This is a genomic window from Campylobacter felis, assembly GCF_030250085.1.
Classification (GTDB): Bacteria; Campylobacterota; Campylobacteria; order Campylobacterales; family Campylobacteraceae; genus Campylobacter_D; species Campylobacter_D upsaliensis.
Map to the genome: position 1 here is coordinate 120,622 of NZ_JANURX010000005.1, position 15,852 is coordinate 136,473.

11 protein-coding genes, 2 rRNA genes and 1 pseudogene are annotated in these 15,852 nt (G+C 33.7%); 6 read left to right on the top strand and 8 right to left on the bottom strand.

Annotated elements, in window-relative coordinates; translation table 11 throughout:
- Nucleotides 1-220: 220 nt before the first annotated feature.
- The gene (locus tag NYG92_RS04430) at nt 221-1,636 is read right to left on the bottom strand and encodes a hypothetical protein (RefSeq protein ID WP_147734352.1); all 1,416 of its coding nucleotides are present in this window, start codon (nt 1,634-1,636) and stop codon (nt 221-223) included.
- A 167-nt stretch (nt 1,637-1,803) separates the two neighbouring features.
- Between NYG92_RS04430 and NYG92_RS04435 the strand changes: the two genes are divergently transcribed.
- The 4 genes and pseudogenes from NYG92_RS04435 to NYG92_RS04450 all read left to right on the top strand — a co-directional run bounded on the left by NYG92_RS04435 (nt 1,804) and on the right by NYG92_RS04450 (nt 5,318).
- Complete coding sequence (locus NYG92_RS04435) at nt 1,804-2,733, top strand: DNA adenine methylase (RefSeq protein WP_289233644.1); 930 nt, start codon at nt 1,804-1,806, stop codon at nt 2,731-2,733.
- A gap of 2 nt (nt 2,734-2,735) precedes the next feature.
- Entirely contained in the window at nt 2,736-3,821 is a 1,086-nt protein-coding gene (locus NYG92_RS04440) for a hypothetical protein (RefSeq protein ID WP_270976792.1), read from the top strand.
- Nucleotides 3,811-4,722 (top strand): DNA adenine methylase, encoded by a 912-nt coding sequence (locus NYG92_RS04445; protein WP_289233645.1) that lies wholly within the window; start codon nt 3,811-3,813, stop codon nt 4,720-4,722. The genes NYG92_RS04440 and NYG92_RS04445 overlap by 11 nt, the downstream gene beginning before the upstream one ends.
- Nucleotides 4,719-5,318, top strand: a pseudogene (locus NYG92_RS04450) (GIY-YIG nuclease family protein). The gene NYG92_RS04445 and the pseudogene NYG92_RS04450 overlap by 4 nt, the downstream one beginning before the upstream one ends.
- A gap of 38 nt (nt 5,319-5,356) precedes the next feature.
- Here the strand turns inward: NYG92_RS04450 and pheA are convergent.
- From pheA to gpmI, 4 genes are read right to left on the bottom strand one after another with little or no spacing between them, the layout of a single operon-like run.
- Nucleotides 5,357-6,418, bottom strand: coding sequence for a prephenate dehydratase (gene pheA / locus NYG92_RS04455; RefSeq protein WP_270976795.1), 1,062 nt, complete (start codon nt 6,416-6,418; stop codon nt 5,357-5,359).
- The gene (locus NYG92_RS04460; protein WP_289233646.1) at nt 6,406-7,173 is read right to left on the bottom strand and encodes an HAD-IIA family hydrolase; all 768 of its coding nucleotides are present in this window, start codon (nt 7,171-7,173) and stop codon (nt 6,406-6,408) included. Before NYG92_RS04460 ends, pheA begins: the two co-directional genes overlap by 13 nt.
- A gap of 8 nt (nt 7,174-7,181) precedes the next feature.
- Nucleotides 7,182-7,925 (bottom strand): 3-oxoacyl-ACP reductase FabG, encoded by a 744-nt coding sequence (gene fabG / locus NYG92_RS04465; protein WP_289233647.1) that lies wholly within the window; start codon nt 7,923-7,925, stop codon nt 7,182-7,184.
- A 49-nt stretch (nt 7,926-7,974) separates the two neighbouring features.
- Complete coding sequence (gpmI, locus tag NYG92_RS04470) at nt 7,975-9,453, bottom strand: 2,3-bisphosphoglycerate-independent phosphoglycerate mutase (protein WP_289233648.1); 1,479 nt, start codon at nt 9,451-9,453, stop codon at nt 7,975-7,977.
- 76 nt (nt 9,454-9,529) lie between these two features.
- On the opposite strand from gpmI, the gene mraY reads away from it, so the two are divergent.
- Together mraY and NYG92_RS04480 are read left to right on the top strand one after the other, a co-directional pair.
- Nucleotides 9,530-10,591: a phospho-N-acetylmuramoyl-pentapeptide-transferase gene (gene mraY / locus NYG92_RS04475; protein ID WP_270976801.1), complete on the top strand. Its 1,062-nt coding sequence runs from the start codon at nt 9,530-9,532 to the stop codon at nt 10,589-10,591.
- 110 nt (nt 10,592-10,701) lie between these two features.
- Nucleotides 10,702-12,069, top strand: coding sequence for an SLC13 family permease (locus tag NYG92_RS04480; RefSeq protein ID WP_349252767.1), 1,368 nt, complete (start codon nt 10,702-10,704; stop codon nt 12,067-12,069).
- A gap of 27 nt (nt 12,070-12,096) precedes the next feature.
- Here NYG92_RS04480 and lepA read toward each other — a convergent pair whose 3' ends face one another.
- The 3 genes from lepA to NYG92_RS04495 all read right to left on the bottom strand — a co-directional run.
- Complete coding sequence (gene lepA, locus NYG92_RS04485) at nt 12,097-13,887, bottom strand: translation elongation factor 4 (protein WP_289233650.1); 1,791 nt, start codon at nt 13,885-13,887, stop codon at nt 12,097-12,099.
- A gap of 1,358 nt (nt 13,888-15,245) precedes the next feature.
- Nucleotides 15,246-15,363: ribosomal RNA gene (rrf, locus tag NYG92_RS04490) — 5S ribosomal RNA — on the bottom strand.
- Between the two features lie 365 nt (nt 15,364-15,728).
- A 23S ribosomal RNA gene (locus tag NYG92_RS04495) occupies nt 15,729-15,852 on the bottom strand; the annotation flags it as partial.

The following is a 15,852-nucleotide window of genomic DNA, read 5'->3' on the forward strand; positions in this document are numbered from 1 at the left end:
TAAAACCCAAGTAGCCGTTTTATAAAGATTGACCCCAAAAAGTCAAAAAAGTCGCTAGGCAATTTTTAAAGGCTGCAACTTCTCGCCTCTTTCGAAACTCAAACGACGCCACAGACACAGTAAATCGCACACTCGCAACTAGTAATAATGTGTTAGATCACTTTAAATAGCACAAACTACTCAGGCGAGTGAAATTATAGTCTTATTTAGCTTAAAATTTTTATATTAACTTAAATTTCGTCTTTCCCGTCTTATCAAAATGCTTTCCTTGCAAAATGATATCTGCGGCACTATCCCAAATATGTGCCTCGTCAATATAAACAATGTCAAAATTATTATCTCTCATTAAAGACTGGTAATTAACCTTTTTTGGAGCATATTTAACGATATAGTAAGGATTTAACGCAAAAACCTCCACCTTAACCTTACAAAGCAAGTCCAAATCAGAAGTTACGACAAGAAATTTCTTTCTTTGCTCTTTTGTGATTTTTTCTATATAAACTAGAAGTTTTTGGTCGAAAGGATTAAGTGCTGATTTATTAAGCCTGCTTAAATAATGCTCCGCAAAGGCTAAAGAGCAAAAAGAATTTTCTATATTACTTCTTGTAAAATAAGAATTTTTAACCCCTGATGATTTTAAAGACAGCTTCCAAATTTTCATATCCATAATGGTCGCACAAAGGTTTAATCCTGTAACGATTTTATTAAAAAGCTTTTCTCTTGAAAGCTTAAAAGCGTTTTCAAAAATGCTAAAATTTTTCTTATAAAAATCATCGCGAATCGCCTCTAAGCGTTTCAAACTTGTGCGGTAGTAATCCGCCTCTTTGGCAAGTTTATCAAAACGCTCTTGCTTAGCTTGCATTCTAGCAGGGTCCATCGTAGCGGCTCTTGCATTCATCTCAAGCCTTAAGGTTTTCATTTGAGCTTCTAGAGATTGGGCGCGATTTTTCCTTGTATCTATGGTAGAAATAAGCGCTTGGTAATGACACTGCAAAGAAAGAAAAGTTTCATTAAATATCCTCGTTATATTTATCATTTTATGCTTATCTTTCATATCATTATAAGAATTTTCTAAGTGCATAATAATGCTTTTTAAAGAACTAAACTGCGTTTGGTCCGTTGAGTGGTCCATAAAAATCAGCGTATCTAAAGATTTATTCAAAAAACGCTTTAAAATAAAATAATCCAAAACACAAGGAATTTCCTCTTCATCATCAACATTTTGTTTTAAAGCCTCCACAGAAAGAATTTCACAGGCAAAATACTTTTGAATCGCTTGAGGTATGGTAAAAGAAAGTGGAATTTTCTCTATGGTATCATAGTCCGTTCCTCTATAAAGTTCCGTGATGTAGGCACTGCGTCTTGAATTTTGCAAATCCTCCAATGCCTCATCGCTATCCGTTCGCCAAAAATCATTTTCCGTGATAAAATCACCCTCTTTAAATTCTTGGTAACGAGAAGGACGAACGCTTGTTATTTTCTTACCCTCAGAGCGAAATTCTACAAGCATACCCGTGCTTGGCATACTTCTTTTATCGCTCCAAGTTTGGCGATTAAACTCAAAAAAAAGTTTAGCCGAATTTGTAACAGTTCCCCTACCGGTAGAATCCACATAAATCGCTATTTTCCCGTGCATCATTTCTTCCTTGAAATTTCATAAATAAAAATTTAACACAAATAAACTTATAGTTTAATTTTTTCTTTCAAATTTAAAAAGCTCTTCATCGCTAAAGATGAGAAGTAAATTTAAACTAAAATGCTAAACTTTTACATTTATAAATTTGATAAGGATTATTCAACACGGTGAAAAAAGAAACTTTTTTACATCATCTCAAAGGCAAAAATCTCGCCTATAAACGCTACACAAAAAGTCCTTTGCGTTATGGTGGGGGTAAATCTTTGGCGGTGGGGCTAATTTTAGAACAGATTCCTAGTGATACAAAAAGACTTATTAGCCCATTTATTGGCGGTGGGAGTGTGGAAGTAGCGGCAGCTTTAGAGCTTGATATTGAAGTTTTAGCTTTTGATATATTTGATATTTTAGTGAATTTTTGGCAGGTTTTATGCAAGGATTCTAACGCACTTTATAATGAGCTTTTAAAACTTGAACCCACAAAAGAAAATTACGCAAAAATCAAAAACGAGTTAAGTTTATTTTGGAATGAAAGGCATAAAAATCCCAACAATAAGCCCAAAATAGAGCTAGATTCTCTCATACTTGCAAGGGATTATTACTTTAATTTTAATCTAAGCTATGGACCCGGATTTTTAGGTTGGATGAGTAAAATCTATGAAGACAAAAATCGCTATTTGAAAGCCTTAGAGAAAATTAGAGATTTTAAAACGCGCAATCTCAAAGTAGAAATGGCAAGTTTTGAAGCAGTATTTGAAAAATATCCCACTGATTTTTTCTATTGCGACCCGCCGTATTTTTTGGAAGGGGATTCTAAAATGTTTAAAGGAATCTATCCTATGCGAAATTTCCCTATTCATCACAATAGCTTTAATCACGAGCTTTTAGCAATTTGTCTTAAAAATCATAAGGGTAAGTTTATTTTAAGCTATAACGATTGTGAGTTTGTCAGGGAAGCTTATAAAGATTTTAAAATCTTAAAACCAAAATGGCAATATACAATGGGACAAGGCGAAACAAGAATGGGTAAAAATCGCATTGAAAGGGGCGATGCAGACAACACCAAACAAAGCCACGAACTTTTGATTATAAAGGAGTGAAAGTGTTAAAAGCACAAATTACCAATTTTTCTTATGTTAAAACTTGGCGAGAAAAATTAGAAACTTTTAAGTTTAAGAACATAAATGATTTGCCAAGCAAAGCTCTTGTAAATTTTAAAAATAAAAAATTTGCCCTAAGCAAGTGGGTCAGCCCTAAACGCACTCGCTCTTATCCTTACGCTAGAATATATGATACTTTTGATATTGGAGCGAACAAAATCATAACGATAATTCCGCTTATTAAAGATGAGGGGATAAACGGTGATATGGATTATTTGCAGTGGGATACAATTTCATTAATGAGTCTTTTAAATGTTTATGTGATTATAGGTTTTTATGATGAAGCACAACCTCATCTAAAAAAGATTGATAAAATTACAAATCAGCATTTCAATAACGAATATATTTTGGAACAACTCAAGCTCCTCTCGAATTATCATCAATCCGCACTCCATTGGAATCTTAACCAACTCAACAATAAAAATCTTTCAACACTCGCAAATCTTGCAAAAAATGCTTATGAAAATGTTTCCAAAAAGCTCAACGCAACACTTCATAATCCACAAAATATAAATAAATTCGCTCAAAAAATTTCACAAAGCAGAGAATCCTTTATGGAGTTTTCAAGAGTTAAGGCAAAACAAGCTCAAAACAGAGAAAGTTTGACTCTGCAACCTAAGGAAAACATTGGAATAGGACAAAAATCAAAAATTGTTATAGAAAACTATTTGGGTGGACAATATTTCTTTACGGTTGATGATGTTCTTTTAAGGAGCGATATATTGTATTTGTGTGAAAGCAAACACAGTAAAAACACACTTTTGCCAAGCAATGATGACATAAAAGATGGGCTTTTAAAACTTATGCTTTATAATAATCTTTCAAAAATTGATGGGTATGCAAGGTTTAAAATTGTTTTGAGATTAACTTCAAATCATTTGCAAGATAGTATTATTTTACCAAGTGAAAATTTAGATTCTTTTATTAAAAACAATGGTTTTTCAGATTCTCAAATTGTTACCCTAAAAGCCTTAAATATAGAATCTAAACAGAATCATTTTGAAATTTGGATAAATAATGAACGCTAAATTTTTAAAATCCCCACTTCGCTATCCCGGTGGCAAAAGCAGAGCAATTAAAATTTTAAAATATTTTTTCCCAAAAGATTTTAGCGAATTTAGAGAGCCATTTTTTGGTGGGGGAAGTGTAGGGCTTTTCTTAGCTCAGCAAGTTATGCAAGATGATTTTAGTGGGAATTCTTTATTTGATGAAATAAATTTTATACCAAAACACTTTTTTGTCAATGATTTAAACTATGAACTTTTTTGCTTTTGGCAAACTTTAAAAACACAAAATCAGGCTTTGATTGATGCAATTCAAAAGATGAAAAAGCGATTTCAAAATGGCAGAGAACTTTATGAGAGTATTTTATATCGTAGAAATGAAAATTTAAGTGAATTTCAAAGGGCTGTGGATTTTTTTGTGCTTAATCGCATTGCTTTTTCTGGCGTGGTTGATAGTGGGGGATATTCACAAAAAGCCTTTGAATCTCGCTTTACGCAAAGCTCTATTGAAAGACTTAAAAATATGGATAAAATCCTAGCCAATTTCACTTTTTCAAATGATGATTATGAAGTGCTTTTAAAAAGACAAGGTAAAAATGTCTTTATCTTTTTAGACCCACCTTATTACTCTGCTACAAAATCAAAACTCTATGGTAAAAAAGGGAATTTGCACACAAACTTTAATCATCAAAAACTTTGTGATAATCTCAAAAACATAAAACATAAATTTTTGCTTACCTATGATGATAGTGAATTGATACGCGAGCTTTATAAGGATTTTTATATATGTGAATATTCTTTGCAGTATGGAATGAATAATTTTAAACAAGAAAAAGCACAAAAAGGAGCAGAGCTTTTGATAAGTAATTTTAGTTTAGAGAAAAATCAAATTTCTATGTGGAGCACACATAAAGGAGTGAAATGAAAATAGAGCAAGTCAAAACGGCATTTAAAATCGCTGATGTGGAATTTGTAAGCGGTAGCACAAAGCTTAATTTTAATTACTTAAAAGATTTAAAAGATGAAAATGGCAAGGTGCTATCTCAAAAAATATTAAGTGAAAATGTAGCTAGAGTGTATCTTATTGTAGTAGATGGCGAGATTAAAAAAATCGGTGGAAGTGGGGCAACAGGTGGAATCAAAAGCACTTTAGAAATTTATAGAGACGGCGGAGTAAAAGGGCGTCCAAGCATTAGAAGTTTTGGCGTGTGGTATTTTCTCTAATTTTACAGGGTAAAAAAATAGAATTTTATATGAAATACCTGCGAGAATTTTGAAAAAGAAGTCAAAGGGTTGTTTGGCTTAAAAAAAGTCAAAAATGTTTCTATTTCTTATAAGTTTATAGAGCAGTGTTGCGTGGAGGATTATTTAAGTGTGGAAAGCGAACACCCAGAATGGAATGTGCAAGAGCAAGGAGCAAACTGGCCACTTGAAATAAAAAATAGGCACGCCCAGCTTCAAGCTAACGCACAGAGTAGAGAAAAGAAAATCAAACGCAAGGAAGTGAGACTAAACAAATAAATACAGCAATTTAAAATGGTAAGGGTATATATAAAATACTAATTCTCTTTCAAATAAGAACCAAGCCAAACAATATCCTCATTGCCCTTTAAGGCTCTTTTGACATTTTCATCTTCGATATGCCCTTCAAAATCGATGTAAAAGCTATGAAGAAATTCCTTTGCTTTCACAGGACGCGATTCTAACTTAGTGAGATTAATATTTTCTTTTTTGAAATTTTCAAGTAAGGCACTAAGCCCACCCGGCTTATGTGCGGTGTGTGCTAAAATGGAAGTTTTACAATGCTCCATCTTAGGCGTTATCATATCGCTTAAAATCAAAAATCGCGTTCTATTTGCTGCATTATCTTCGATTTTATCAAAAAGTAGCGGCACATTATAAATTTTTGCTGCGATTTTAGAACAAATGGCGGCGGACTTTTTATCTTGTGAGGCTAGATAAGCGGCGTTTGCGGTCGATTTAGCGGGGATAAACTCAACCAAGGTTAAGTCGTGGCTTTCTAGGAATTTTCTGCACTGATTATAACCTTGCGGATGAGAGTAAATTCTCTCTACCTCCTTGATATTTTCATTAATTCCTACAAAAGAATGATGAATATCCATATAAATTTCACCAAAAATTTTAAGTCCCTCATACGCTCCTAAGCAATCAAGAGTTACACCAACAGCACCTTCAGTGTTATTTTCTATCGGCACGACTCCAAATTTCGCTTCTTTATTCGCAAGCTCTTTAAAAACATCTTCAATGGTCGCTAGCGGGATATAGCGACTCATCGCACCAAAACGCATTCTAGCGGCTTGATGCGTGTAAGTTCCCTCAGGTCCAAAATACGCCACCGCTTGAGGTAATTCCAAATTCCTAGAAACCGCAAAAATCTCACCATAAATCGCCTCAATAGCATTTTGGTCTAACAACCCTAAATTCTTACTTTTCAAGCGATTTATAATCGCTCTTTCTCTTTCAGGTCTATAAATCGCTGTGCCTAAGCTTTGCTTAAGCTCCCCTATACGCTTAACATAGCTCATTCTTTCATTTAAAAGCTTTAAAAGCTTATCATCAATGGCGTCAATTTTTAATCTAAATTCCTCTAAATTTGGCACAAAAACTCCTCTTTAAATTCTAAAACACTTTCATAAACCCCGCTTAAAATCTCACTATCTAAACCCTCAAGGCTCTTAATTTTCCCACTTAAAACCAAAATAGGACGCATTTTAAGCGTATAAGCCTTAACTAAATCGCCCTTAAAATCATCGCTTATTATAGTTATATCGCTAAATTTAAGTCCATTTTTTTGCAAATTAATCAGCCTTAAAGCCTCTTCGTAAAAGGCTTTGCTTGGCTTTCCTACGACTTCATAGCTTAAATTTGTGGCGTTTTTAAGCATAGCCATCACGCTTCCTACGCCTGGATATAAAAAACCATCTTTTTTATAAAGGCTCGTTTCGTGCATAGCGATGAATTTTACGCCCTTTTGTGCCAATTCTATCATTTTGGCAAAGTCTTTAAATTTAAAATCATCATAACTCGCCAACAAAAGGGCTTCAGGCGTTTCAAAATCAAGTGTAAAGCCTAAATTCTCAAGACTATCTATAAATTCACGCGCACCAAAAGCTGCCACCTTACAAGGCTTAAGATAAGAGTTTAAAACACAAAATGGGTCTAAATATGCCCCATCTTTTATCTCAAGTCCCTTTTGACGCAAATTTTCTAAAAAATTTAAATCTTTAGTGTTGTTTGTGATGATGACATAGGGGATATTTTTACGATTTAAAAGGCTTAAAAGCTCTTTCGCTCCAGTGATTAAAGACTTATCTTTATCGCTAATTAAGGTCCCTTGCACATCTAAAAATAGCATTTTATCCCTTACATATATAAGCCGCCATTAATTTTAAGCACATCACCCGTAACATAAGAGGCATAATCACTTAGCAAAAATGCTACGCAGTTTGCCACCTCACAAGGCTTTGCAAAACGCTTAAGAGGGATATTTTCTTCATAGTTTTTTTTCACTTCTTCGCTTAAATTTTCAGTCATATCGCTTAAGATAAAACCCGGCGTTACGCAGTTAAAACGCAAATTCCTACTCGCTCCTTCTTTTGCAAAAGACTTAGTCATCGCTATCATACCGCCCTTACTCGCACTATAATTAACTTGCCCTACATTTCCCATTTCTCCAACAATAGAAGCGATATTTACCACAGCGCCAAAACGCTTCTTGCTCATCACTTTTAATGCCTCCTTACAGCCTAAAAATGCCGAATTTAAATTTGTATCAACTACGCCTTTAAAGTCCTCAAGGCTCATTCTAAGAGCTAGTTTATCATTTGTAATGCCAGCATTATTAACCAAATAGCTAAGTTCCCCATCGCTTTCCACAATGAGTTTTACAGCATTAATAAAATCCTCTTCCTTACTTGCATCAAATTTAATCAAAGCAGCCACACCGCCCTCTTTTTCAATCTCTTCTTTTAAAGCATCGGCAAGTTCAGGCTTAGAGCGGTAATTAATCCACACTTTTAAGCCAAATTTCGCCAAAACCCTAGCGATTTCAGCACCTATACCCTTACTAGCACCTGTAATTAAAACATTTTTTCCGCTAAATTGCATAATTTTCCTTTTTTTAAAATGATAAATTTTACCTTAAATTTATAAACGCTTAAAATAAAGCCTCGTTCATTTCTTTTGGAATTTCAAGGTTTAGAATTTTAAGCACACTCGAAGCGACATTGCTTAAGCCCATATTAGATTTGATTTGCTTGCAAATTTGTGCTTCGATAAAAACAAACACATCAAAAATTGTATGATTTGTCAGCGAATTGCCCTTTTCATCTTGCATAGCCTCACAATTTCCGTGATCACTTGTGATGATAAAAGCGTAATTTTGCCTTCTTGCCTCCTTTATGATCTCTCCTAAGCACCTATCCACAGCCTCCACAGCACTCACAGCCGCATTAAAATCGCCCGTATGCCCGACCATATCGCCATTTGCAAAATTCACCACGATGAAATCCTCGCCCTTTTTTATCCCCTCCTTTACCACCTCACATACCTCAAAGGCACTCATTTGTGGCTTTTCATCGTAAGTTTTTATCTTAGGACTTGGGATTAGCACCCTTGTTTCATTTTCTAGCAAATCTTCTTTTCCACCATTAAAAAAGAAAGTTACATGAGCGTATTTTTCCGTTTCTGCCGTGTGAAGTTGGCTAAGACCTGCATTTGAGATGACTTCTGCAAGGGTATTTTTAAGCTCTTCTTTTTCAAATAGCACGGGGATATTAAATTTATCATCATAAACACTCATTGTTAGCAGATTTGAAAAACGCTTTTTTTGCTTTAAAGGCGTGAAATTTTCAGCACTTAAAAGCTCGACTAATTGCTTCATTCTATCATTTCTAAAATTGATGAAAATTAAGCCATCTTCCTCATTTAAGCCCTCAAATTCCTCACTTATCACAGGTTCAATAAATTCATCAAAAATATTTTTTTGATAATTTTCCTCCACATAAGCACTCATCTTTTTAACTCTTTTTGCCTCCCCTAAAAGTGCCTTATAATACGCCTCCACACGCTCCCAGCGTTTATCTCTATCCATAGCGTAAAATCGCCCAGCCAAACTTGCTAAATGCACCCCCTTAGCATCGCAAAACTCTTCTAAATCCTTAATGAAATTTAGCCCACTTTTTGGCGAAACATCACGCCCATCGCTAATAGCGTGTGCGAAAACCTCCTTACCCTCATTTTTACAAATTGAAAGCAAGGCATTAAAATGCGTATGTAAAGAATGCACCCCTCCATTGCTATAAAGCCCTATAATATGCACTCTTTTACATTTTTGCAACAAGGTTTTTAAATTAGCATTATTTTTAAGTATATCTTTTTCTATGGCTTGATTAATTTTGACTAAATTTTGATAGATAATACGCCCACTTCCTATACACATATGCCCTACTTCACTATTTCCCATTTGCCCTTCAGGAAGTCCCACAGCTAAACCACTCGTTTTTAAAAGTGAATTAGGCACTTCTTTGAAAAGCTTGTCATAAGTGGGCTTTTTAGCGGCGTTAAATGCGTTAAATTTTGCGTTTGGATTGTATCCTATGCCATCAGTTATGATTAAAATGCATTTTTGTTTCATTTTTGCCCTTTTATAAGGATATTTTTGGGAAAATTTTACTAAAATTAAGCTTTTAAAAAGCAAATAAAAGGCTAAAATGTATTATTTTTCCGAATTAAGCTCCTATGCTTTCTTTACTTATATTAGCGTCCGTGCGGGTTTTGCGTTTTTCATCGCTTTAATTTTAAGTTTATTTTTAATGCCTAAATTTATCAACTGGGCTAAGAAAAAAAATGCTTCCCAGCCTATTTACGAACACGCTCCGCAAAATCATCAAATTAAATCTCACACTCCAACTATGGGAGGGGTTATTTTTGTATTTTGTGCGATTTTTGCTAGTTTGCTTTGCATTAAATTTGATAATTTATTTGCACTTATGGGACTTTTATGCTTGATTAGCTTTTGCTTTGTCGGTGTAATTGATGATTTAGGTAAAATTCTTAAAAAAAATAATCATTCAGGTTTAAGCCCTAAGGCTAAAATGTTTGGCTTAATTTTCGCTTCATTTTTATGCCTAGCTCCTTTATATTTTAGTGGGATTTTAAGTGCTGATTTTTACATACCTTTTTACAAATATCCTCTTTTTAATATGTATATTTTCGCTCTTTTCTTTTGGATTTTAGTGCTAATCTCAAGCTCAAATGCTGTCAATTTAACGGACGGCTTAGACGGACTTGCCACAGTGCCTTCTATTTTTTCTTTAGCGACTTTAGGCGTGTTTTTGTATTTAAGCGGGAATTTAATTTATAGTGAATATCTCTTTCTGCCGAAAATCAATGGCTTAGGTGAGTTAGTCGTCATTTGTGCCGCTTTAATCGGTGCTTTAATGGGTTTTTTGTGGTATAACTGCTATCCTGCTCAAATTTTTATGGGAGATAGTGGAAGTCTTGCTCTTGGCGGTTTTATAGGCTTTTTAGCCGTAGTAAGTAAAAATGAAATTTTACTTTTGCTCATAGGTTTTGTTTTTGTTTTAGAGACCATTTCTGTCATTTTGCAGATGGGAAGCTTTAAAATTTGGGGGAAAAGAGTATTTAAAATGGCACCTATTCATCATCATTTTGAAAAAGTCGGCTGGGTAGAAAATAAAATCATCGTTCGTTTTTGGATGATAGCTCTACTTTCTAATCTCCTCGCCTTAGCCTCCCTTAAGTTAAGATGAGTGAGTAAATTTGTAAGGCTTCATTGCAAATTTCGTTAGATTTAAAACAAAATTTCACCATTTTAATGTTATACTTCTCACTTAAAACAACTTTTAAAGGAGAACTTGTAATGTCAAATTCTACAAAAACTTTTATTATTGTAGGTGATATTATTTTATTTATCGCGCTGCTTGCCTTGTTACCTTTTGAAACAAAAGTAAATCAAGGCTTGGCTATTTTAGCGTTTATCGCAGTCTTGTGGCTTAGTGAAGCCTTGCATGTTGCCATCACTGCGATTTTAATTCCCATTTTAGCCGTTATATTGGGAATAATGCCGACAGCAACTGCTCTAAAAAATCTTGCCGATCCGAACATTTTCTTATTTTTCGGCGCTTTTGCTCTAGCTGCAACAATGCATTTTCAAGAACTTGACAAAATTATATCTCAAAGAATTTTATCACTAACAAAAGGAAATTTTGCATTGATTGTTTTTTTTATGTTTTTTGTGTCTGCGTTTTTATCGATGTGGATATCAAATACCGCCACAACGGCAATGATGGTATCTTTAGCTTTTTTTATACTTTCACAACTTGATTATGAAGAAAATAAAAATACCTATGTTTTCGTGCTTTTAGGCATAGCCTTTAGTGCAAATATAGGCGGTATAGGCACACTCGTAGGAACTCCACCAAATGCCATAGTGGCAACAAGTTTAGACATTACTTTTACCGAATGGCTTAAATATGGAATTCCTGTAGTTCTCATTCTTTTACCTTTAGCTATACTCATTCTTTATATCATCCTTAAACCAAATTTGAAATTTCAAATCGATATGAATCTCGAAAAAGAAATCCCTATGGATACACAAAAATATATTACCCTAATTCTTTTTATCCTTATAATAAACTGTTGGGTTTTCGGTTCTTATATCAATCCTTTCATTTCAAAATTGTTAAAGCTTGAAGAGGAAATTGCTTATTTTGATAGTCTCATATCTCTACTTGGCATCGTCTTATTATGTGCTTTTAGAACAGTAAGTTGGAGAAAGGTGCAAGAAGGCACTGACTGGGGGCTTTTAATACTTTTTGGTTCAGGGTTTTTATTGAGCATTATTTTAAAAGATAGTGGTGCGAGTCAAATCATATCCCAATATTTTCTTGACCTTCTTGTGGATTCAAATTTATTTTTAACTGCGCTTTTAATTTCTCTTTTTATAATTTTTTTAACGGAATTTACTTCAAATATAGCAGTTGCGGCACTTTTTGTGCCACTTTTCATCTCCGTAGCTGAGTCTTTGGGAATGTTACCACTTGGTTTAGCACTCATCATAGGCATAGGAGCAAGTTGTGCCTTTATGCTACCTGTCGCAACTCCGCCAAACGCTATAGTCTTTGGCACGGGCTACATTAAGCAGTCTCAAATGGTGCGTGTAGGAATTTACCTTAATATTCTTTGCTCTATCATCATCGCTTTAATGGCATATTTCTTTTGGCTTTAAGCATCTTGTTTTTACAAGATGCTTACCTTAATCGATCTTAAGCACACTCAAAAAGGCTTCTTGCGGTAAATGCACCTTACCTATGGCTTTCATACGCTTTTTACCTTCTTTTTGCTTTTCTAAAAGCTTTCTTTTACGCGTTATATCTCCACCATAACATTTAGCCGTTACATTTTTGCCCATAGATTTGACATTTTCACGCGCTATGATTTTATTACCTATACTAGCTTGAATTGCCACTTCAAAAAGCTGTCTTGGCACTATCTCCTTCATCGCTTTGACAAGTTCCCTACCCTTACTCAAAGCCTTAGAATTTGGCACAATAATGCTTAAAGCATCGACATTTTCACCGGCGACCTTAATATCAAGCCTTACCAAATCTCCTTGTCTATATTCAATAGGCTCATAATCAAAACTCGCATAACCTTTAGTAAGACTTTTAAGCTTGTCATAAAAATCCATCACAATTTCATTTAAAGGCACATCATATTCTAGCAAAACCCTATCTTGCGTAATGTAGTCCATTTTAACCTGTAAGCCTCTTTTGTGATTTAAAAGCGTGATTAAATTTCCCAAAAATTCACTAGGTGTGATAATAGTCGCTCTCACATAAGGCTCTTTTATCATCTCAATTTTATTAACAGGAGGAAGTTCGCTAGGATTTTGAATTTTTAAAAGCTCTCCATCTGTTTGGTAAATTTCATAAGTTACAGTGGGGGCTGTGGCGATTAATTCTAAATTAAACTCACGCTCCAAACGCTCCTTAATCACTTCCATATGTAAAAGTCCCAAAAAACCCACGCGAAAACCAAAACCCAAAGCCAAAGAAGTTTCAGGCTCATAGCTTATAGAGCTATCGTTTAATTTTAACTTATCCAAAGCGTCTCTTAAATCCTCAAATTTATCCGTTTCAATAGGATAAAGTCCCGCAAAAACGAAAGCCTTAGCCTTTTCAAAACCGCCTATGGCTTCTTTTGCTTTATTTTTGCTTAAAGTTATCGTATCGCCGACTTGTAAATCGCCGATATTTTTAAGCCCAAGCACGACAACGCCCACTTCTCCACTTTCTAATTTTTGTGTTTTTTTAGGATTTAAGGGATGAGGATAAAATAAATCCTGAACTAGATGTTTTTTATCTGTGCTCATCACCAAAATTTCATCATTTTTAGCAATACCACCCTCATAAATTCGCACTAAAGCCAAAGCACCCAAATAATTATCAAACCAAGAATCATAAATTAAAGCCTTAGTCGCCGCCATATCGTCTGTTTTAGGGGCTGGGATTTTTGTGATGATAGCCTCAAGCAGCTCCTTAATCCCCTCACCTGTTTTTGCACTTACGCAAATAGCTTCTTTACAATCTATGCCTATAATATGCTCGATTTCGTGCCTTACTTTTTCAATGTCTGCTGAAGGAAGGTCAATTTTGTTAATTACTGGGATAATTTCTAAATTATTTTCTAAGGCTATATAAACATTAGCTATGGTCTGTGCTTCCACGCCTTGCGAAGCATCGACAACTAGCAAAGCCCCCTCACAACTCGCCAAAGAACGACTCACTTCATAGCTAAAATCCACATGTCCGGGAGTATCGATAAGATTAAGAATAAAAGGCGTATTATTTAAAGTATATTCAAGCCTTACAGACTGCGCTTTAATGGTAATACCTCTCTCTTTTTCTATATCCATAGTGTCCATTACTTGATGGCTCATTTGCCTCGCACTAATCGCCCCACACTCGCTAATAATCCTATCCGCCAAAGTGCTTTTGCCGTGGTCAATGTGTGCTATAATGGAGAAATTTCTAATATTTTTCATAAAAAATCCGTCAGTAATAATATAAAAAATTATAACAAAATTATGTAAAGCCAAGAAAACTTTTAGGTGTTTATACAAAATTCCATATTGTCATTATAGTGCAACAATTTTTATTGCTCTTATCTCTTAACTTCATACTTAAAATGGCTTTGATAAGCAAAGGGAAATAGCTTTAATATAGAATTTTAAGCAAAACAAAGGTGGTATTTTATTTTGAGGATTTTGGAATTTTTCTACATTAGGGCTTTAAAGGTAACTTTGATTTAGATAAGAGCTTTATTATATATATCGTGGCATTTTTTATGCTGACTTCTTGACACTTCCACCAATTTTGCTTCACATATAAAAGGAAAAATAGACAATAAATAAAATTGACAAACTTAATAATTAAAATAGTTTAAAGAATATAAAAATGAATTTTTGTAATATTTTGTGTTTGATAAATTTATTTTCGACAATTATTCGCTTATGTCCTATTTAAAATAAGTATTTTAAAGAATAAATTGAGCCTCTAAACCATTTAATTTTTTTATATCATTTTTGAGTATTAAAGGCTAAAAAATTTGATTTAGATTTCTTAATTTTCCTTATAAAAGAGAATTTTAACTAGACCCTTATATCAAACCCTCACAACAATTAAACATCAAAAACTTAATTTCAACTTTTTGATACTAAATTTTCAACAATTAAATTTCAAAAATCAAACAAAAAATTTTTAATATGACTTTGTAGGGTTTTTTAAGAGACTTTGAAAAAAATTTAAAACAATAAAAACTAAGTTCTTATTAAAGCTTTCATAAAGAATTCAACAGTAAGAAGGCATTATGATAAAAATGATAGACTTAAAAAATAGCTTTTCAATAGCTCATTTATATTATGCAAAGTAGTCAAATGCAAGATAGCAATAGTCCCAAATTTATCAATTTTCATCGTTTAAAAATCAATACTTAGAAAAATTAACAAATGAGTTATACGGCATTTAATGTTGTTTTATTTTGCAAATTATTTTATCTATACTAAAAAATTTAATTTTGCGTTTTCTAAATTCATTAAAACTAATTAAGGAGCATTAAACAAAAAATGCTTAAAATAACAGCGTTTATTTATCCGTGGAGCTTAGTTAAATGGGCTTTTAATAGCCTGTAAAAAGGGGCTTTAAAGCTTTTCAGTCTAAGCAATGCTTTAAAAGCTTCAGTGCGGTTCTTTGATAGAGCTTTAAGGGCGTTATAGTAAACTTATGGTTTCAAAAAAATGCTTATGACACCATATTTAAAGGCTATGTATTTTATGGCTTTGTTTATAAAAGGCATTTCTTAGGATATAAAAGAGCTATGAAAGTATCTAAAAAAGAATTAACAAGTCCGCAATGAGCTACTTTCCCCCTGCCAGTAAGGCGTAGTATCATCACCCACAATGTGCTTAGCTTCTTGGTTCGGGATGGAACAAGGCGTTTCCCACATCTGTATAATCACGGACATTGTTATTTAAATGTTTTATGAATTATTCTATTTTATAATCAAATCCATCTCATCTTAAACTTTCAAAGATAAGCTTAATTTAGAATAAATTCCTAGCTATGAAATATACCAAATCATATCTTGCTAATAAAGCCTAATGAAGTCTCATCTTTAGCTTTTCGCTAAAAACACTTAAAAAACAATGCTAAGAGCAAGTTTCAATAAAACTTTTTACCCTTTTAAGGCTTTTTAAACCTTAACAAGGAAGTGATGCTTTATCAACTTAGAATTTTGACCAAGACGCAGCTAAAACTGAGCGTAGCACACTCATAATATGTGAGCGAAGTTTTCGCAGGTATCGGTTAAAAAGACAAGTTAATATTTAAAGATAAGCCAAACGCTCTATTAGTACTGGTCAGCTAAAAGACTTTCATCTATTACACACCCAGCCTATCAAACTAGTCGTCTTCTAGAGAGCTTAGAGAAGATTCATCTTAGAGTTGGCTTC

Bases quoted from the DNA above. Each gene is read 5' to 3' on its own strand.
- NYG92_RS04480 (WP_349252767.1), top strand. From the start codon at position 10,702: ATGTCAAATTCTACAAAAACTTTTATTATTGTAGGTGATATTATTTTA.
- gpmI (WP_289233648.1), bottom strand. From the start codon at position 9,453: ATGAAACAAAAATGCATTTTAATCATAACTGATGGCATAGGATACAAT.
- NYG92_RS04445 (WP_289233645.1), top strand. From the start codon at position 3,811: ATGAACGCTAAATTTTTAAAATCCCCACTTCGCTATCCCGGTGGCAAA.
- mraY (WP_270976801.1), top strand. From the start codon at position 9,530: ATGTATTATTTTTCCGAATTAAGCTCCTATGCTTTCTTTACTTATATT.
- NYG92_RS04430 (WP_147734352.1), bottom strand. From the start codon at position 1,636: ATGCACGGGAAAATAGCGATTTATGTGGATTCTACCGGTAGGGGAACT.
- lepA (WP_289233650.1), bottom strand. From the start codon at position 13,887: ATGAAAAATATTAGAAATTTCTCCATTATAGCACACATTGACCACGGC.
- fabG (WP_289233647.1), bottom strand. From the start codon at position 7,925: ATGCAATTTAGCGGAAAAAATGTTTTAATTACAGGTGCTAGTAAGGGT.
- NYG92_RS04460 (WP_289233646.1), bottom strand. From the start codon at position 7,173: ATGCTATTTTTAGATGTGCAAGGGACCTTAATTAGCGATAAAGATAAG.